We start from the raw sequence: 18,687 nt of genomic DNA on the forward strand, positions 1-18,687 counted from the left end.
TTTAGCTCATGATATTCACAAATTTAGATGTTTGGAAAGAAGCTAGAATTTTAGTTAAGCAGGTATATGATGCTACAAAGGGCTTTCCAAAAGAAGAGGTATTTGGTTTGCAATCGCAAATTAAACGTTCTGTAATCTCAGTACCATCAAACGTAGCCGAAGGGTGTGGAAGAAATCATTTGAAAGATTCTATACAATTCTTTTATGTTGCTCGCGGATCAGCCTATGAATTAGAAGCACAACTTTACCTTTCCTGTGATTTAGGTTTTATCACGACAGAACAATTAGAAAGCTTACTGAAGCAATTAGAAAAAGTTAGAAAATTACTAGGCGGGTTGATCAATTATTTCAAATCACAAATAAAACAACAAACCACGCAACCCGCAACTGAAAACCCGAAATCCCAAAAATGAAAATTACCGAACATATAGCCAACGCGAATGGCAAAACTTTATTCTCGTTTGAACTGCTGCCGCCTATTAAGGGGCAAAGCTTGCAGGGTATTTATAATGCCATTGATCCGCTGATGGAGTTCAAGCCGCCCTTTATAGACGTAACTTCTTCGCGTGAAGATTTGGTATATAAAGAACTACCCGATGGCTCCATACAGAAAGCTACTTATCGTAAACGCCCGGGTACGGTAGCGGTATGTGCGGCTATTATGCATAAATACGGCGTAGATACGGTACCTCATCTCATCTGCGGTGGTTTTACTAAAGAAGAAACGGAGTACGCGTTAATCGACCTGCAATTTTTAGGTATTGATAACGTGCTGGTACTGCGTGGCGATGCCCGTAAAACCGATTCAGGTTTTATACCCACACCAGGCGGACATTGCTACGCAACCGAGCTGCTGGATCAAGTAACCAACATGAACAATGGTGTTTATCTGCATGAGTATCAGGACAGCTCTTACAAAACGGATTTCTGTATTGGTGTAGCGGCTTACCCTGAAAAGCATTTTGAGGCGCCTAACCTGAAAACCGATTTCAGATACTTGAAAAAGAAGGTAGAAAACGGTGCCAATTTCATTGTAACCCAAATGTTTTTCGATGTAAGCAAATACAAAGAATTTGTAACGTTATGCCGTGAAAATGATATTAATGTACCAATTATACCGGGACTAAAACCCATTACAACTGCTAAGCAATTAATCAATCTGCCTAAAATATTTCACATCGATATTCCGGAAGATTTAAGTGATGCGGTACATGCTTGTAAAAACGATAAAGAAGTAAAAGAAGTAGGTATTGAATGGATGATTAACCAGTGTAAAGAGCTGGTAGAATTTGGCGTACCCGTATTACACTTTTACACCATGGGCAATGCGGAGCCTACAAAAAGGATAGCCCAAGCTATTTTTTAGATTAACTATTAAGTGTGAAGTAAAGCCGGATGTTGTATCATATAACATCCGGTTCTGCTGCTTGTCTTTACAATTGCCTTAATTACCGATACCTGCTGCTAAGTTTTAATTAAATTCAGGCATATTTGTAGTATATGTTCCGTTTTAGGGCTACGACTACGTTTATTATCCATGCGGCAGGTTGGTTGCTGTTTTTGGTGTTTCCACTATTGTTTTTAAACAGTAATCCTAAAAACAGTATTGGCATCCTACTGTCGTCGCCCTACTATTGGCTGTTTTGCCTTACCTACATCGGCATATTTTACCTGAATACCAGCTATCTTATTCCTCAGCTGTTTTTCCGTAAAAAGTATGTAGATTATGGTATTATCGTGCTCGTTTTGTTCAGCTTTGTATATTACTTTCAGCCTTTTGATAAGTTACTGAAGCATCATGCCCTGAAACAGCCCCTTATAGCTTCTGATTCAGCAATGATTGGTCCACATCCTATGCCGCCGGGTGGGGATACGCTGGGAGCACCTTCCTCTAATCAAATGTTCGGTCCGTTGCCACACCAGGATTTACGCATGCAAGACCCGGCACTAAAACGACCTAAGGGTATTTTGCAGCATTACCAGGATGTAGATATCGTAAGCTTATTTTTGTTTTTTATCATCACAGCGCTCAGTATTGCTACCCGAACGGTAAAGCAATGGCAAAACACCGAGCAAAAAGTAATGAAGGCAGAAGCTGAAAAGGTAAATGCTGAACTATCCTTTTTAAAAGCGCAAATCAACCCGCATTTCCTGTTCAACACGCTGAATAACATTTACACCCTTTCAGTAATGAACAGCGAGCATACCTCAGACAGTATCATGAAGCTCTCTAACATTATGCGTTATGTAACTGATGATGTAACTCAGAAATTTGTACCCCTGCAAGATGATATTGATTGCATTCAAAATTATATTGATTTGCAACGCTTACGACTGGGTAGTAAAACTCAGGTTAATTTTGAAGTAACCGGCACTATTACGCATCAGAAAATTCCGCCGTTGATTATGATGTCGTTTGTAGAAAATACGTTTAAGTACGGCATTAGTAAAAAAGAATTCAGCACCATTAATATCGAAATCAAAGTAAACAGCGAGCAAATTATTTTTTGTTGTGAAAACCGTAAGTTTAATGATAAAGCAGGCATACAGGAACGTACAGGCATTGGCATTGCGAACACCCGACAAAGATTGGAACACCTGTACCCGAAAAAGCACGTATTAACCATTGATACAGCGGATGATAAATTTAAAGTAAAACTCATTATAAATCCCTAACCCTATTCTGCCATGACTAAATTAAAATGTGTAGCTATTGATGATGAGCCTTTGGCTTTAGCCCTTATGGAACAGTATATTGCTAAGTTCCCGGCTTTACAGTTGCTGAAAACTTTTGAGGACGCTATTTCAGGAGCAGAATACCTAAAGCAGAACGTGGTGGATTTACTTTTTGTGGATATTAATATGCCCGATATTACCGGTATTGATCTGGTTCGTTCGCTCGACCCACGCCCTATGGTTATATTTACTACCGCCTACAAAAACTTTGCTTTTGAAGGGTTTGAACTGGAAGCGCTGGATTATTTGCTCAAACCTATTGATTTAAACCGTTTTGGCAAAGCGGTAGAAAAAGCGCAGGAGTTTTACCAGTATAAGCAAAACGCCAATCAGGCTGCCCCGCAAGAGAGCTTGTATGTATATTCAGAGTACCGGATGATTAAAGTTAATGTAGCCGATATTGAATACATAGAAAGTATGGAAGACTACATTAAAATTCATTTATCTGGCGAAGACAAACCGATATTAACTTTAATGCCGCTTAAAAAAGCACTGGAAAAATTACCAGCCGATCAGTTTAAGCGGGTGCACCGCAGTTATGTGGTAGCTATTGGTAAAATCAAATCGATTCAGAACCGAAAAATTAAACTGGCACAAGCTGAAATACCTATCGGTGAAAGCTATAGTGCTTCAGTTAAGGAGCTAACCCGTTAAACAATTTTTCAGCGTTAAAGCACTCACCGCTACCTATAATTTATTGCCTGTTTGTTGTGTATTGATTAAAATACAGCTTACCGGTGAAAGGTTTTATGTCTGTAATATCCAACTCAACAAATATAAAAGCTTGTATTTCAGGTAAAAGCCATCTGCTTGTTTGTTTTGCATTCTTACGTTGTTAAAAAAGTTTCTAGGGTGGTTAAACCTTTTATCGATACATCCTTCTTATTTACCGATACATGGCGCATTGCGGCTATTGACTTGGCTACATTTACAAAAAACAGGTACTTCAAATTATTGAAATAATTTAACTTTTATGCCAAAGCGTATTTTACTGCTGGATAATAACAATGATGGCTTGAACTTAGCTGATGAAATGATGTATTACGGTTATTCGGATGTACATATAACTTCAAATTGTGAATCAGTTTACAGCATAGCTAAAAGCTTTCAGCCTGATTTAATAATTCTGGATTTTCTGCTTATTAATGAACAGGCCAAAGCTGTTTGCCATAGCGTTAAGCAGGATGATGTTTTAAAAAATATTCCGGTAGTTCTGATATCAGGTCATATCAACAAAAAAACAGAGCTAAGCCGCGACAGTTATGATGCGCTATTTATTAAACCTTTAAATCCTGAAACCTTAGCCTTAAATATTAATTATCTGGTAGCTTCCTGAAAAAGGAAGCATACGGTAAATAAAGCTTAATGTATCGTCTTTAGTTTACCGCCCGTTTGTGCCCTTATTGTTGTTGTTTTTATATATGAGGTGTTGAAGCGAAAGCTTCAGCACCTTTTTTATTTACACAGCTTTTATTCACTACTAATTGATAATCAAGCTTTAATGAAATCAAATTAAGTAAATTGTATTAATCGGCACATCCCGCCGTTTAGCCGACACATTATTTACAGACTCAAAAAGTTGCCGCACTTTTACAGTGTAATCAGAGAATAACCAGTTAAAGATAAAAGATATGGAAAGGAAAAATTTTCTCAGAAGTTTAATTGTAGGTGCTGCCACTGCGCCCATGCTGTTGGATGCATGCCAGAAAGATAGCACAACACCATCTTCTACATCTACTAGTACATCAACCAGTACTTCTACCTCAACCAGTAGCAGTTCTTCATCAAGTTCTAATAGTTGTACAGTAGCCCCTACCGAAACAGAAGGTCCGTTCCCGACTAAAACACCTGCTTCTTACGTGCGGAGTGATATTACCGACGGACGTACCGGGTACAAGCTAACCATTAAAATTACGATAGATAGCAGCAGCAGCTGTACGGCATTATCAGGCGCACTGGTAGATATCTGGCATTGTGATGCAGAAGGTAACTATTCTGAATATGGTGGTTCCAGTATGCAAACTACCAATTATACCAGCGTGCACTTTTTACGCGGCCGCCAAACTACCGATAGTAATGGGCTGGTAACTTTTACCTCCATTTTTCCAGGCTGGTATTCAGGCCGTGCTACGCATATTCATGTGCATGTTTATAATGCTTCAGGCACTTCATTAAAGGTAACTCAAATTGCTTTTCCTGAAGGTACAGGCACTGCCTTGGCTTTGGTAAACGGTTATGCTAAAGGTTTAACCGGCTACACCTACAACAGTAGCGATAATGTATTTAGTGATGATACTTCCGGATTGGAGATTGCTGCTGTAACCGGCAACCTGACCGATGGTTTTGTACTCACTAAAGTAATTAATGTGTAATAGTTAAATTGTTGTTGTTTTATAAGTGAGGCGTCGGCGGAGCAATCCTCGGCGTCTTGTTTTTTCTCCAAAAATTATGAATAATCGGATCATTACCCTGTGTTACCGGAAAATTATAGATATAAATGCTACCCACCCCTGGGATAAACTGGTATTTGATGATAGCTATATGGAGTTTAAAATGCAGGCACAAAATTTTAGCCAAGGTACTACCTATACCTCCTACGCCGAATTATTACGACTGGTACCTAACTCCTCACGTCTGCCTGGCTTGGTTACACCGGCTATAGTAGGCTATGTGCAACAGCTTCATGAAATTATACCTGATATTCTGAATAATCTTGGGCGCAGGTTTTTGAATTTTAAGCAGTTTCAGTTCGAGATTATTAATTCATCTATTACAGATAAAAGCAAACATCATATAGCTATTAACTTTTACTCGGAGCCGCTGTACTGGCATGATACCATCGGGCAGCAATTGCTGGTTTCAGCCACTACAATTAATGACGGGCAGCAAGCGCTGACCGATTTATTTCAGCTACCATCTTACGTTAACATTCATACCCTACAAGTAATTGCATAAACAAATGAAAATCCTCAATCCGGGTCAAATCTATCTGGCCGACCAGCGATACTTGATGGAAACAACAGCCATCAGGCAGTACAGCATTTTTAATACTGGCAGTTTTTACCGTGAGCATCAGCAACCATTGGGTGCTTTGCAGCAGTTGGATGATATTATACTGGCAGGTTCAAAAAGCACCACCTTAGTTGCCGACCAACCATTATACTATGTGCTGCTGCCAATTACCGGTAAGGTAAGCTATCAGCAAAATAAAAGCGCTACTACTATTACCGATGTTGGGCAGCTACTGTTGTGTTCAGTACCTGCCAATACAGATATTGTACGTAGTAACCCATATCCGGCCAATTGGATTAACTATTTGCAGATCGTTGTGCAAAATACAAGCACTGCATCCTACCCTGGCGCACAAACATTCCATTTTGATTTGGATGCCGAGCCTGATACTTTGATAAACATTACCGGAAGTGATTATCCTTTTGCCATCAGTATAGGCCGGTTTGGTGGCAGGCGTGAGGCAACGTACTTTTTGCATAGCCGACAGTCGAGATTGTTTGCTTTTGTAATTACAGGTGCCTTCGAGCTGGAGGGGCGTTTACTGCATGAGCGCGATAGTTTGGCTTTATGGGATATAGAGGAAGCGGAGTTGGAAGCTTTAAGCAATAATGCAGTAATTATGCTATTGGAAATCAAAGCATAAGCTTTTAAAAAGTGAGATTGTTTCTTGAATACAATTAATCGATACAACCCTCCGGTTTACCGATACATTATTGGGCTGATATAGCAATTGGTGGATATTTACTATGTCCTTAATAGTTCAAGCAATTATGATAGGAACAGCATTGTAAATCAGTACGTTCTTTATACATAGATCAGTTAATAATGAGGGCTCCGGCTGATCGTGAGCCCTTTTTACTGAAACAAATACAACGTAAAACAATCAACAGATATATTTTAAACTAAAGTGCTATGGGCGGATTAGGAACACCAGAATTGATATTAATACTAGCAGCTATTGTATTATTGTTTGGCGGTAAAAAGCTCCCTGAAATGATGCGTGGTTTAGGGCGTGGCGTTAAAGAGTTTAACGAGGCTAAAGATGCCAATACCTCTTTTAAAGATTAAAGGTAGCGTATAGCTAGTGCTACCATTTTACTTTTAAATAAGTCATCTACCTATGATAAAGAAGTTGATAATAAGTTGTATTGTGTTGTTTATGCTGGTGTTGGCTTACTTATGGACTACCTTTTTTACTAAAAGTGATGATCGTTTGCCTGAATAAATACCGGCTGTAATTACTTTTATTTGTACTTTTAACCTCACGCCTGTAGCAGTTCCAAGCTTGGAATAGCTCAGTATCAGCCTGAATACAGTACGCTTTATTATGAGACTAAAGAAAAATATTGCTACCAGCGAAAACGGATTTATTTTCAATCCGGCTACTGGCGATTCATTTTCCAGTAATGCGGTGGCGGTAGAAATATTGACTTTAATGAAGGGCGGCAGTTCACCGGATGAAATTAAACAGACTTTGCTGCAAAAATATGATGTAGAACCAGCCCAGGTGGAACGTGATTGGGAAGATTGGCTATTGCAACTGCGTGATGCCAACTTGCTGGAAGCTTAGTTTTTAAAAGCCCTGTATGACCAAAACCTTTACGCAACCTTTAGTTATTGGTGTAACCGGCCTGAATGCTATTGATAGCCCTGGGCCGGGTATAGGTGTTATACGTGCTTTACGGGAAGGTTTAGGAGCAGGTGTTCGCATTATTGGGTTGGCTTATGAATCCTTAGAACCAGGTATATATTTGCACCAGGTGGTAGATAAAACTTATCAAATACCCTATCCTGCAGCAGGCACTACCGCTTTAACTGATCGGTTACAGTACATACATCAGCAGGAACGCTTAGATATCATCATCCCTAATTTTGATGCAGAGTTGTATAACTTTATCAAAATCAGCGCACAGCTACAGCTTATGGGCATCCGGACGTTTTTGCCTACGCATGAACAGTTGGAGATGCGGGACAAAGTCAACCTATCTCAATTTGGCAAGCAGCACAACCTGCATGTGCCGGCCGATCAGCTGATCTATAAAGCTGATGAACTGGATAAAGCTGCCGAAAACTTAAATTACCCTTTGGTGGTAAAAGGAAAGTATTACGAAGCACAGGTAGTACAAACGCCTGAGCAGGCAAAAAATGCTTTTTATCAGTTAAGTGCTAAATGGGGCACACCGGTTATTGTACAACAGTTTATTAAAGGAACCGAAATTAATATTGCCGGCTTAGGTGATGGTAAAGGCCAAGCCATTAGTATTATACCTATGCGTAAGTTGTATATTACGGATAAAGGTAAGGCTTGGGCCGGTATCACTATTGAAGATGAAGCTTTGCTGGATTTAGCGCGCCGTTTTACCCAGGCCACGCACTGGAAAGGCGGCTTTGAAGTGGAAATTATGCGCGATCAGGAAAACCGATTGTTTATCATGGAGGTCAATCCGCGTTTTCCGGCCTGGATATATTTAACTGCTGGTGCCGGACAAAACCAGCCAGCTACGTTGGTAAAAATGGCTCTGGGCGAAACTTTTGAGCCATTTACGCAATATCAGGCCGGTAAAATGTTTATCCGCTATGCCTGGGATCATATTACCGATGTAAGTGAGTTTCAGCAACTATCGGCCTTTGGCGAATTATAGATTTTGATTAAGTTTTTTGCCATGCAAAAATTAAAATACGAGCGACCATTAATTAAAAAAATGAATGCCGGGCCGATGAGCAAGTTCGGTAATTCGGCCTGTATGCAGCCGGTAACGCAAATTGATGGTGTACCGGTTAAAAGTTTAATAGCACAATTTGGTTCGCCGGTGTTTGTATTGTCTGAAAAGCAGATACGGCGTACTTACCGCACGGCTGCACGGGCCTTTAAAACCCGTTATCCGAAAGTACAATTTGCCTGGAGTTACAAAACCAATTACTTGAATGCTGTTTGCCAGGTTTTTCATCAGGAAGGTAGCTGGGCCGAAGTAGTTTCTGGCTTTGAATATTATAAAGCTTTGGGCAATGGTGTACCAGGAAATCACATTATTTTTAACGGACCGAATAAAAAGCGCGAAGATGTGCTGCTGGCTATTGAAAATGATTCATTAATTCATATTGATCATTTTGATGAACTGTATAATCTGCTGGCTATCTGTAATACGATCAACAAAAAGCCACGTGTAGCCATTCGGGTGAATATGGATATTGGTGTTTATCCTGTTTGGGATCGTTTCGGCTTTAACTATGAAAATGGTCAAGCCTGGAACGCCATTACCAAAATTGTAGAATCAGGTAAAATGCAGTTAGAAGGTTTGCATTGTCATATTGGTACTTTTATGCTGTCAGCATCGGCCTATGGCATAGCTGCTGCCAAGCTGTGCGATTTAGCCCAGCGCTGTAAAACACAGTTGTACAATCCTATCCAGTATTTGGATTTAGGGGGCGGTTTTCCTTCTGCCAATACCTTGAAAGGTGCTTATTTACCCAGTGCAGATACTATCCCCTCGGTTGATGATTTTGCGGAGGTAATTACTACCACCATTTTGGGTTATGATTTTAAGCAGGATGAGCTACCCTTGCTGATTTTGGAAACCGGCCGCGCCCTGATTGATGATGCCGGTTACTTATTAGGAAGCGTAGTGGCTAACAAACGCCTGAATGATGGCCGGCAAGGCATTATTATGGATTTTGGTGTCAATAGTCTGTTCACTTCGTTCTGGTACGATCATAAAATCAGTCCGGCGCAAGAATGCAGTCAGCACACCGAAAACATGGTGGTGTATGGTCCTTTGTGCATGAATATCGATGTAATTCGCGAAAGCATTAATTTACCGCTGCTCAACCCCGGAGATCATGTCGTGGTACATAAAGTTGGGGCTTATAACCTGACACAGTGGATGCAGTTTATTACCATGCGACCTGCTGTAGTATTGATTGATGAACAAGGACAACCGCACCAGATACGTCAGCCCGAAACCCTGGAGTATCTGGAAATGATGGAGCAAGTACCAGCACATTTACAACAAAAGGTACAAGTTTAATAAATCAAGTCGCGAAAAGGATGTCTATCCATAATTACTGTTAAATAACAATTGAAGAAACGCATTCTATACTTTATTCAGGCTTTGCTTAACAGCTATGCTATCCTGTTTTTTTCACAAAACAGTGTATTGGGTGCGTTATTGGTAGTGGTATCTTTCTTCAACCCGGTTGCAGGCTTAGCAGGGCTGGTGTGTGTATGTGGTACCCTGCTTATCGTTAACCAGTTAAGCTATCAGCGCGAAAACATACAAGCCGGATTGTACAGTTTTAATACGTTACTGATAGGTATAGGTATAGGCTCTTTTTACCATGTCAATGCCGCTTTTTGCGTTTGGTTAGCAGTAGCATGTATATTTACTTTGATATTAACTGTAGTGCTAACCAGTTGGCTGGGTAAGTACGGTTTACCGGTTTTAACAGTGCCGTTTGTTTTAGGCTTCTGGATGATTCTGCTGGCAGCTAGCAGCTATGCCGAAATTGGCTTGCTGCCTAAACAAAGCTATTTACTTAATGAATTATCGGCCGGGCAGGTAATTGAGCCACATATATTGTTTGCCAGCTTTAACAATGTACAGTTGCCTTATTACATCAAACTGTTTTTCAGGGCAATTAGCGCACTGTTCTTTCAGGATAGCGTAGTAGCCGGTTTGGTGATGAGTGTGGGTTTGTTTGTACACTCCCGTATTAGTTTCAGCCTGCTGGTGCTGGGCTTTGCGGTGGCTTGCGCGTTTAATGCCTGGCTGGGTATTTATCCAGAGGGTATAGGTCATTACCACCTTGGGGTTAACTTCATGATGGTAGCTTTGGCCATTGGCGGCTTTTTTCTGATCCCCTCTTTATACTCCTACTTGTGGGCCATCATAAGTGTTCCGGTTGCGTTTTTGCTGGTGGGTGCTTTTACCAAAATGCTAAGTGTTTATAGTTTACCGGCCTTATCACTGCCGTTCTGCGTGCTTACTATTTTGCTACTTTACTTTTTCATACTTCGTACTGGTGCGGGTAAATTGCAGCTAACGCCTTTGCAACATTACTCGCCCGAAACCAATTTGTATCTGTACCTAAACAATAAAGATCGGTTACGAAATTTACAATACTTAAAGCTGAACCTGCCTTTTTTAGGCAGCTGGACGGTATCGCAGGGGTATAATGGTGATATTACTCACCAAGGTGGTTGGGCACAGGCACTTGATTTTGTTATTCAGGATGAAGATGATAAAACCTATCAGGAATCGGGTACACGCCCTGAACATTTTTACTGCTTTAATAAACCTGTATTGGCTTGTGCCGATGGCATAGTGGAAGCTGTGGTTGATTATGTGGAGGATAATGAAATAGGTACAATCAACTTGCAGCAAAACTGGGGCAATACGGTAATAATTAAACACCTAACTGGGGTATACAGTAAAGTTTCACACCTGCGGCAATATTCCATCAAAGTAAAAGCCGGAGAGTTTGTAAAGCAAGGTGATTTTCTGGGTTTATGTGGTAATTCCGGCCGTTCGCCAGAGCCGCATTTACATTTTCAAATACAAACGCTGCCTTACATTGGTTCCAAAACCCTGCCTTATCCGTTTGCTTATTACTTAAAGCAACAAACAGATAAAGATGCCCGCTTATGCAGCTATCAGATACCGGCACAAGGCACTACCATAAGTGCGGTTGATGTTAGTTTACCGTTGAAACAGGCGTTCAACCTGCAACCGGGTTACAGCGCTGTAATTACAACGCAGGATGGCCGCCACGAGACCTGGGAGGTACATACCGACACGCTGAATCAAACTTACTTGTATAGCGTAGAAACTGGTGCAACGGCTTATTTTATTAATAATGGTACGGCCTTTTACTTTACCAGCTTTTATGGATATCAAGGGTCGTTATTATACTATTTCTATCTGGCGGCATATAAAATCATTTTTACTGCCGATGCAGAGGTTAAAACCACAGATGTGTTTCCGCTACAATTAGAAGGCTACCAACCCGGTTTATGGCTTCAGGATGTATTAGCACCTTTTTACCAGTTTATCAAACGTACTTACGAAAGTGGTGTGAGCTATAGTTCCGGAAAGTTCATCATTCAATCGGCAGAATATAAAGTAACACCTGGCCGCCGCAAACTGGTTATGCAGGCGGCACTGCATATCAGCAATAACAGCTTATCTGCATTTACCATAACCCTGAACGGCAAAACCACAGAAGCGAAATGGCATATTCCAAGTACCTATTAACCATCATTCTGGCTTGGGGTGTTATAACCACTAAAGCGCAGTCTATTAGTTACCAGCAAGCTGATAGTACTTCTTATGCATTATATCAATCGGGTAATTGGCAGGAGTTAATTGTTTATGGGCGGCAGGCCATTGCATCAGGCAATGATTTTGTACTGTTGCGACTACGTATGGGGTATGCACAATTAAGTACGGGTAATTACAGTGGGGCATTGTTGCAGTATAATGAGGTGTTACGCAAAGATGCTTACAACCTTATTGCCCGTTACTACAGTTACTTATGTAATTTGTACCTGAACCGTAATAGCTTGGCTTATTACCATGCCAGTAAATTAGATACCGTTACATTAAATCAGGAAAATCTATCTTCATGGGGGCTGATACAAACCGGACTGGAAACCGGATTGAAATTTCCGGATAACAGCTTGCGCGGTACTGCATCATACACCCGTGCTTCGTTAAGTAACCAGCTGGGCTGGCGGGTGCAGCTTGATCAATCATTGGTGTATTTTCATCAGTCGATACATTACCGTAGGCAAAATAACGTTCCCTTTAACAATCAGCAAACTAATGAGGAGTTGAATGCTTTAAGGAGTAATTCAGTTCGGCAAACAGAGTACTACGGTAAGCTAAGCTATACGCCGGTAAACCGGCTTACGCTGATAGGTGCTTTTCATTATCTGCATACCGGATATGAAGAGAGAAGTTATCATAACAGCTTGGAAGTGGCTGGTGTAAAATATACCGGCACTTATTATGACTTGCAGGCTGATGCTAATTTTAGCCGCCTGAATGATACTAGCGTAAGGCAATACAATGTGCAAGTAACCTTATACCCTAAAGGTAATCTGAATTTATATACTATTACCCGGGGGACGGTTTTGCAGCAGGATGGTAGTACAAAGCCTGTATTTAGCCAGGTGATAGGCTTTAAGGCAGTTAAAAATACATGGCTGGAAGGTTCGGCTACTTTTGGACGATTAAATAATTATGCTGAAGCTGATGGCCTGTATTTGTATAATGCCTTAGATATTACCACATTTAAAGCAAGTGGTACAGCTTATTATCAGGTAAACAAGCACCTGCTTTTTTATCTTAACTATATGTATGAGCGAAAAAAAGATTATTATCGGGACGCGAAATACAACCAACATTCAATAACGGGAGGATTTACATGGAAGTTTTAAAGCCAATAGTTGGGCTGACTCTGGGTTTATGCCTTGCTATACAGGTGCATGCACAATCGGCAGCTGCTATGCAGAAGGCTTATCAGAACAGTTACGCTAATGAATATAAAAAGAACTACATAGCGGCTATTAACGACATTAAACCTTTTTACAGTGATAATGACTATGAAACCAACCTGCGTTTAGGCTGGCTTTATTTTTTAAATAAAAACTATACGGCTTCCGAAACTTATTATGCCCGTGCGGTAGCGTTACGCCCCAACGCTGTTGAGGCTAAATTTGGTTATATTAAACCTTTAGCCTTATTGCAAAGCAATGAAAGAGTGCTGGCTCAATATAATGCCATACTTAAAATTGATCCGCAAAATACGCAGGCTAATTACTGGACGGGATATATTTATTATACCCGAAAACAGTATGATACAGCTATCAGATATTTTACCCGTTTAATCACCTTGTATCCGTTTGATTATGATGGCAACCAGATGCTAGGCTGGTCATACCTGATGGCAGGTAACAAAGCCAATGCCCGTGTATATTTTGAAAAAGCCTTGCTTATTAAACCAGAGGATGCCTCCTGTACAGATGGATTGAGTCGGGCAAGGTAATCAATGTATTAATAAATGAATTTTTTTAAACCAACCAAAGCATAAATCAGGCTTGTACTTCCCGTTTCATCCAGCTCAATACGGCCTTAATTTCAGCATAGGTATAATCATCTCCCAGCGCTTCTTTTAATGGGGCTAGGCGCTCGGTGCCATAGCTTTCTGCTGCTTCCTGGATAGCTGGCATTTTACGCGGAGGCACCATTTCACTAATGTCCAGCTCGCCAGTTTGAACAAAACTGCACAAATGGCTTTCAATAGTGGTTGTCGATAAGCTGCGCTGGGCAGCAATTTCACTGATCGTTTTACCGGAACGGTATAATTCAAAGCTTTCGCGTTGCGTATTACCCGAGGTTGGCCGACTGGCTTTCGTTTTGGTAGCGGCTTTAGTACGCTTGCTACCTATCTTGGAAGATAAACCCTTTTTATCACAATAGTTTATTATAATCTGCAAAAAAGCATCGCCATATTTAGCCAGCTTCACCTCACCAAAGCCTGATATGCGGCCCAGCTCATCTAAGGTTTGTGGCAGATATGTAGCCATTTCCAGCAATGTAGCATCCGACAAGATCAAATAAGCCGGCACATTCTCGTTCATGGCTAAATTAAAGCGAATCGTTTTTAAATCAGGCAATAAGTCAGACTCATAAGATGGGGTTTGTATTTCAGCTGCTTCCTCTATGTTTTCCGCTAAAGTAAACTCAATTTTCTGCTGACCTTTCAGTACGGCATCACTGGCTGGGGTAAGCTTCAATATTGGGTAGCCATCATCCGTAATCTGCAAATAACCCTGTAATATCAGTTGCCCTATATAGCGTTGCCAATCGGCTTTGCTTAAATCAGCACCGATGCCGTAGGTTTTTAGCTGCTTATGTTCTTCGCGTATCTTTTCACTTTTAGAACCCCGCAAAAAATCAATCACGTAGGTATTGCCAAACCGCTGGTTTAACCGGCTTACAGCTGATAAGGCCTTTTGTGCAATGACCGTTCCGTCAATTTTCTTAAACTCGGTTAAGCATACATCGCACGAACCGCAATGATCTGGAAAAGGTTCATTGAAATAGTGCATCAGGTACTGCCGCCTGCAAGTTTGCAATTGGCTGTATTTTACCATATCATCCAGCTTTTTCAGCATAATGCGGCTTTGCTCTTCATTTCCTTCTACACGAGCAAAGCGCTGCAGCTTAAATGCATCACCAGCCGAAAAGAACAGCACGGCTTCTGATGGCAAGCCATCCCGCCCAGCACGGCCTGTTTCTTGGTAATAACCTTCAATATTCTTAGGCAAATCGTAATGTACCACATAGCGCACATTGCTTTTATTGATGCCCATACCAAAGGCAATAGTGGCCACCATCACCTTAATTTCATCACGCAGAAATTTGTCTTGGTTACGGGCCTTAGTTTCATTATCTAATCCGGCGTGGTAGGCTTCGGCAGCATAACCTTGGGCACGTAAATCAGCCGCCAGATCTTCAGTTGAAACGCGTGATAAGCAGTAGATGATACCCGAATCTTCTTTGCGTTCTGCTAGAAAATCCAGCAGTTGATTGTAACTATTTTTTTTAGGGACAACTTTGTACGTAATATTCGGCCGGTTGAAAGAAGATACAAACTCAGCTGGTTGGTGCAAAGCAAGCTTTTCTTTGATGTCATGACGCGTGAGCTGATCGGCAGTGGCTGTTAGGGCAACTACTGGTGTTTTTGGGAACTCGGTTTTTAAGTTAGACAGCATCAGGTACTCGGGCCTGAAATCGTGCCCCCAGTGCGATATACAGTGCGCCTCGTCAATGGCAATCAAGCTTACCGGCAAAGATTTTAAAAAGCTCACCAGCCGGCTTTCCGAACCGAATAATCTTTCGGGAGCCAGATACAGCAGTTTGATATCGCCGCTCCGCAAGCGGTTAATGATATTTTGCTGCTCATCGCTGCTTTGGGTAGAGTTCAAGTAAGCTGCCGGGATGCCGTTCAGGTTTAAGCTATCTACCTGATCTTTCATCAAGGCAATCAGCGGCGAAATAACTAGGGTTAAGCCAGGCAGTAATACCGCCGGTAACTGGTAGCAGAGTGATTTGCCTCCACCGGTAGGCATCAGTACCAAGGCATCGCGCCCATTTAAAATTTGCTGTATAATAGCTTCCTGCTGGTGCCTGAACTGGGTATATCCGTAATATTTATGTAGCGCCTGTAAAGGGGTCATGTATGCAAAATAAACTATTAATATACCAAATAAAGGCGGTTCTTGCAATAATTTAAAGCAAGCCAAGTGTAATTATTCGGGAGTTTATTAGCTTAGAAGCTGAATAACACCTTGCTAAGTACAGCCCATGAAAAGAATATATACCCTGCTCTTTTTTATTGTTTTTACCTGTTCAGCCATTGCGCAAACGTTGCAATCGCCAGCCGAGTTTTTGGGGTATCAACTGGGCAGTCAATTTACTTTTCACCACCGTATTGCCGAGTATTTTAAGTATGTAGCGCAAACCACTAAGAATGTTAAGCTGGTATCGTACGGTACAACGCCCGAAGGCCGGCCACTGATGGTTGCTTTCATCGGTTCTGCTGAAAATATGAACCGGTTGGAAGATATACGGCAGCACAACTTGTATTTGGCAGGGCTAAGCAATGGTCCAGCTACGTTGAGCAATGCACCGGCTATTGTATGGCTAAGCTACAATGTGCATGGCAACGAGCCCAGCAGCAGCGAGGTGGCTATGCAAACCTTGTATGATATGGCCAATCCAGCCAACAGCCGCACGCAAGTTTGGCTCAAAAACACGTTGGTGGTGATTGACCCATGTCTGAATCCAGATGGTCGTGAGCGGTATGTGGATTTTTACAATCAGGCACGTGGTGTCCAACCGAACGCCAACCCTTCATCGCGCGAGCACATGGAGCCTTGGCCGGGCGGACGTGTAAACCACTACTACTTTGATTTGAACCGCGACTGGGCTTGGCAAACGCAAACAGAGGTACAGGGCCGTGTGGGCTTGTTTAACAGGTGGTTGCCCGAGGTGCATGTAGATTTTCATGAGCAGGGTTATAATGCACCATACTACTTTGCCCCGGCCGCTGAGCCTTTTCATAAAGATATTACCCCCTGGCAGCGCGAATTTCAAACCACCATTGGTAAAAACAACGCCAAATACTTTGATCAGAACGGCTGGCTGTATTTTACCAAAGAAGAGTTCGACTTGTTATATCCATCTTACGGCGATACCTACCCCATTTACAATGGTTCTATCGGCATGACGTACGAGCAGGGCGGTATTGGTGCCGGATTAGCTATACAAACCCGCAATGGCGATACCCTAACCCTAGCCGACCGTATTGCACATCATTACAGCAATGCCTTGAGTACGGTAGAAGTTACCTCAGCCCATGCTCAAAAAGTACTGGCTGAGTTTAAGAAGTTTTATGATAACAGCCGCACCAACCCACCGGGGCCCTACAAAACATACATTATTAAAAATGAAAATCCGGATAAGTTGCGTGCCTTAGCGCAATTGCTGGACCGAAATCGCATACAATATGAATTTGGCGTAAACCGTAAAGCCAGAGGTTACAATTACTTCAGCGGGCAAACTGAAAGCTTTGAGGTAAACGCCGGCGATATGGTGATTAATGCCTATCAGCCTAAAGCGGTATTAATGCACGTATTAATGGAGCCTAAGACCTTAGTAACAGACTCAAACACGTACGATATTACGGCTTGGTCGTTACCGTACGTGTATGGTTTGAAAGCTTATGGGGTAAGTGAGTCTATTAAGCCAGGTAGTATTGCTAAAACACCGGTGACTGTTGCTCCGCCACCGCCTGAACATGCTTATGCCTATGTATCCAACTGGCAATCGGTGCAGGATGTCAAGTTTCTGGCAGCTCTGCTGAGCAAGAACATTAGGGTGCGTTATGCATCGGCGGCGTTTACGGCTAATGGAAAAAGCTATAATCCAGGCTCGCTCATTATTACCAAGGCGGATAATAGTAATCCGGACTTTGACCAGGTGGTTATGCAGGCCGCTCATGATTGCAGCCGTACCCTTGTGCCGCTTACTACAGGCTTTGTAGATAAGGGTGCCGATTTGGGTTCGGGCGTGGTACATTACCTTCAAAAGCCACGTATTATGCTGATGACCGGCGATGGTGTAAACGCCGAAGCCATGGGCGAAGTATGGCACTACTTTGAAAAAGAAGTAGGCTATCCCGTTACACTGGTGCGTTATCACGATTTATACCGGGTGCGTATGGCTGATTTTGACTTGGCGATTGTACCCGACGGTAACTATGAAGATTTCCCGTCAGAACGGTTGCAAAATTGGGTACGCGATGGCGGCAAGCTGATTGCAATGGGCGATGCAGTCGGGCAGCTGGCAGATCGGAAAGGTTTTGCCCTGAAAAAGAAAGAAGATCCGAAAGATAGTAAGCCAGGCAGCAAACCCGCAGAACTCAGACCCTATGAAAACAGGGAACGAGATGCTATACGCTACAATGTACCCGGCGCTATTTTCAAGCTGAATTTGGATAATACCCATCCTTTGGGTTATGGGTATCCTAAGTTTTACTATACCTTGCGGTTAAGCAGCGATGTGTACGATTATTTAGGCGATGATGGCTGGAGCGTAGGCACCCTGAAAAAAGGCGGTTATACATCCGGTTTTGTAGGCCAGAAGGCAAAAGACAAGCTAAGCAGTGGCCTCGTTTTCGGCGTACAACCTTTGGGTCGGGGTTCGGTGGTGTATTTGGCTGATGACCCGCTGTTCCGCAGCTTTTGGGAGAATGGCAAGCTGCTGTTTGGCAATGCGGTATTTATGGTGCAGTAAGCGAGAGTCAAGAAGATAGAATCAGGAATCAAGATGAAATCTTATTGTTTTAAATTGGTGTTACAGGTGTTACATG

The 18,687-nt window shown here is 42.0% G+C and carries 17 protein-coding genes; 16 read left to right on the plus strand and 1 reads right to left on the minus strand.

What is annotated here, in order from left to right; translation table 11 throughout:
• Nucleotides 1-8 precede the first annotated feature (8 nt).
• The 15 genes from HH214_RS10665 (at nucleotide 9) to HH214_RS10735 (ending at nucleotide 13,794) form a co-directional block, all read left to right on the plus strand.
• Nucleotides 9-413 (plus strand): four helix bundle protein, encoded by a 405-nt coding sequence (locus HH214_RS10665; RefSeq protein ID WP_169607530.1) that lies wholly within the window; start codon nucleotides 9-11, stop codon nucleotides 411-413.
• On the plus strand, nucleotides 410-1,366 hold the full coding sequence (gene metF / locus HH214_RS10670) for a methylenetetrahydrofolate reductase [NAD(P)H] (RefSeq protein WP_169607532.1): 957 nt from the start codon (nucleotides 410-412) through the stop codon (nucleotides 1,364-1,366). Before HH214_RS10665 ends, metF begins: the two co-directional genes overlap by 4 nt.
• Before the next feature lie 134 nt (nucleotides 1,367-1,500).
• A complete protein-coding gene (locus HH214_RS10675) occupies nucleotides 1,501-2,676 on the plus strand; it encodes a sensor histidine kinase (protein ID WP_169607533.1) in 1,176 nt (391 codons plus the stop codon).
• Nucleotides 2,677-2,688: 12 nt separating this feature from the next.
• A complete protein-coding gene (locus tag HH214_RS10680; protein ID WP_169607534.1) occupies nucleotides 2,689-3,390 on the plus strand; it encodes a LytR/AlgR family response regulator transcription factor in 702 nt (233 codons plus the stop codon).
• Between the two features lie 319 nt (nucleotides 3,391-3,709).
• The gene (locus HH214_RS10685; RefSeq protein WP_169607535.1) at nucleotides 3,710-4,072 is read left to right on the plus strand and encodes a response regulator; all 363 of its coding nucleotides are present in this window, start codon (nucleotides 3,710-3,712) and stop codon (nucleotides 4,070-4,072) included.
• Between the two features lie 295 nt (nucleotides 4,073-4,367).
• The gene (locus HH214_RS10690; protein ID WP_169607536.1) at nucleotides 4,368-5,108 is read left to right on the plus strand and encodes a dioxygenase family protein; all 741 of its coding nucleotides are present in this window, start codon (nucleotides 4,368-4,370) and stop codon (nucleotides 5,106-5,108) included.
• A 76-nt stretch (nucleotides 5,109-5,184) separates the two neighbouring features.
• Nucleotides 5,185-5,691: a hypothetical protein gene (locus HH214_RS10695; protein ID WP_169607537.1), complete on the plus strand. Its 507-nt coding sequence runs from the start codon at nucleotides 5,185-5,187 to the stop codon at nucleotides 5,689-5,691.
• A gap of 4 nt (nucleotides 5,692-5,695) precedes the next feature.
• Entirely contained in the window at nucleotides 5,696-6,391 is a 696-nt protein-coding gene (locus HH214_RS10700; RefSeq protein ID WP_169607538.1) for a pirin family protein, read from the plus strand.
• Nucleotides 6,392-6,660: 269 nt separating this feature from the next.
• A complete protein-coding gene (tatA, locus tag HH214_RS10705; RefSeq protein WP_169607540.1) occupies nucleotides 6,661-6,816 on the plus strand; it encodes a twin-arginine translocase TatA/TatE family subunit in 156 nt (51 codons plus the stop codon).
• Nucleotides 6,817-7,075: 259 nt separating this feature from the next.
• The gene (locus HH214_RS10710) at nucleotides 7,076-7,318 is read left to right on the plus strand and encodes a PqqD family protein (RefSeq protein ID WP_169607542.1); all 243 of its coding nucleotides are present in this window, start codon (nucleotides 7,076-7,078) and stop codon (nucleotides 7,316-7,318) included.
• Between the two features lie 16 nt (nucleotides 7,319-7,334).
• Nucleotides 7,335-8,390 (plus strand): ATP-grasp domain-containing protein, encoded by a 1,056-nt coding sequence (locus HH214_RS10715; protein ID WP_169607544.1) that lies wholly within the window; start codon nucleotides 7,335-7,337, stop codon nucleotides 8,388-8,390.
• A 21-nt stretch (nucleotides 8,391-8,411) separates the two neighbouring features.
• Nucleotides 8,412-9,773 (plus strand): type III PLP-dependent enzyme domain-containing protein, encoded by a 1,362-nt coding sequence (locus HH214_RS10720; protein ID WP_169607545.1) that lies wholly within the window; start codon nucleotides 8,412-8,414, stop codon nucleotides 9,771-9,773.
• 51 nt (nucleotides 9,774-9,824) lie between these two features.
• Nucleotides 9,825-11,999, plus strand: coding sequence for an urea transporter (locus tag HH214_RS10725; RefSeq protein WP_169607547.1), 2,175 nt, complete (start codon nucleotides 9,825-9,827; stop codon nucleotides 11,997-11,999).
• Nucleotides 11,975-13,186: a tetratricopeptide repeat protein gene (locus HH214_RS10730; protein ID WP_169607549.1), complete on the plus strand. Its 1,212-nt coding sequence runs from the start codon at nucleotides 11,975-11,977 to the stop codon at nucleotides 13,184-13,186. Before HH214_RS10725 ends, HH214_RS10730 begins: the two co-directional genes overlap by 25 nt.
• Complete coding sequence (locus HH214_RS10735) at nucleotides 13,174-13,794, plus strand: tetratricopeptide repeat protein (RefSeq protein ID WP_169607551.1); 621 nt, start codon at nucleotides 13,174-13,176, stop codon at nucleotides 13,792-13,794. The genes HH214_RS10730 and HH214_RS10735 overlap by 13 nt, the downstream gene beginning before the upstream one ends.
• Before the next feature lie 46 nt (nucleotides 13,795-13,840).
• On the opposite strand, the gene recQ is transcribed toward HH214_RS10735, so the two are convergent.
• Nucleotides 13,841-15,991: a DNA helicase RecQ gene (recQ, locus tag HH214_RS10740; protein WP_169607553.1), complete on the minus strand. Its 2,151-nt coding sequence runs from the start codon at nucleotides 15,989-15,991 to the stop codon at nucleotides 13,841-13,843.
• Nucleotides 15,992-16,118: 127 nt separating this feature from the next.
• Between recQ and HH214_RS10745 the strand changes: the two genes are divergently transcribed.
• Nucleotides 16,119-18,611 carry a M14 family metallopeptidase gene (locus tag HH214_RS10745; RefSeq protein WP_169607555.1) on the plus strand — a complete coding sequence of 831 codons (2,493 nt, stop codon included), beginning with the start codon at nucleotides 16,119-16,121 and terminating at the stop codon, nucleotides 18,609-18,611.
• Nucleotides 18,612-18,687 lie beyond the last annotated feature (76 nt).

The sequence above is a fragment of the Mucilaginibacter robiniae genome (assembly GCF_012849215.1).
In the GTDB taxonomy this organism is placed as follows: domain Bacteria; phylum Bacteroidota; class Bacteroidia; order Sphingobacteriales; family Sphingobacteriaceae; genus Mucilaginibacter; species Mucilaginibacter robiniae.

Coding starts and splice junctions, on each gene's coding strand:
- HH214_RS10665 (WP_169607530.1), top strand. CDS start 9: ATGATATTCACAAATTTAGATGTTTGGAAAGAAGCTAGAATTTTAGTT.
- metF (WP_169607532.1), top strand. CDS start 410: ATGAAAATTACCGAACATATAGCCAACGCGAATGGCAAAACTTTATTC.
- HH214_RS10675 (WP_169607533.1), top strand. CDS start 1,501: ATGTTCCGTTTTAGGGCTACGACTACGTTTATTATCCATGCGGCAGGT.
- HH214_RS10680 (WP_169607534.1), top strand. CDS start 2,689: ATGACTAAATTAAAATGTGTAGCTATTGATGATGAGCCTTTGGCTTTA.
- HH214_RS10685 (WP_169607535.1), top strand. CDS start 3,710: ATGCCAAAGCGTATTTTACTGCTGGATAATAACAATGATGGCTTGAAC.
- HH214_RS10690 (WP_169607536.1), top strand. CDS start 4,368: ATGGAAAGGAAAAATTTTCTCAGAAGTTTAATTGTAGGTGCTGCCACT.
- HH214_RS10695 (WP_169607537.1), top strand. CDS start 5,185: ATGAATAATCGGATCATTACCCTGTGTTACCGGAAAATTATAGATATA.
- HH214_RS10700 (WP_169607538.1), top strand. CDS start 5,696: ATGAAAATCCTCAATCCGGGTCAAATCTATCTGGCCGACCAGCGATAC.
- tatA (WP_169607540.1), top strand. CDS start 6,661: ATGGGCGGATTAGGAACACCAGAATTGATATTAATACTAGCAGCTATT.
- HH214_RS10710 (WP_169607542.1), top strand. CDS start 7,076: ATGAGACTAAAGAAAAATATTGCTACCAGCGAAAACGGATTTATTTTC.
- HH214_RS10715 (WP_169607544.1), top strand. CDS start 7,335: ATGACCAAAACCTTTACGCAACCTTTAGTTATTGGTGTAACCGGCCTG.
- HH214_RS10720 (WP_169607545.1), top strand. CDS start 8,412: ATGCAAAAATTAAAATACGAGCGACCATTAATTAAAAAAATGAATGCC.
- HH214_RS10730 (WP_169607549.1), top strand. CDS start 11,975: ATGGCATATTCCAAGTACCTATTAACCATCATTCTGGCTTGGGGTGTT.
- HH214_RS10735 (WP_169607551.1), top strand. CDS start 13,174: ATGGAAGTTTTAAAGCCAATAGTTGGGCTGACTCTGGGTTTATGCCTT.
- recQ (WP_169607553.1), bottom strand. CDS start 15,991: ATGACCCCTTTACAGGCGCTACATAAATATTACGGATATACCCAGTTC.
- HH214_RS10745 (WP_169607555.1), top strand. CDS start 16,119: ATGAAAAGAATATATACCCTGCTCTTTTTTATTGTTTTTACCTGTTCA.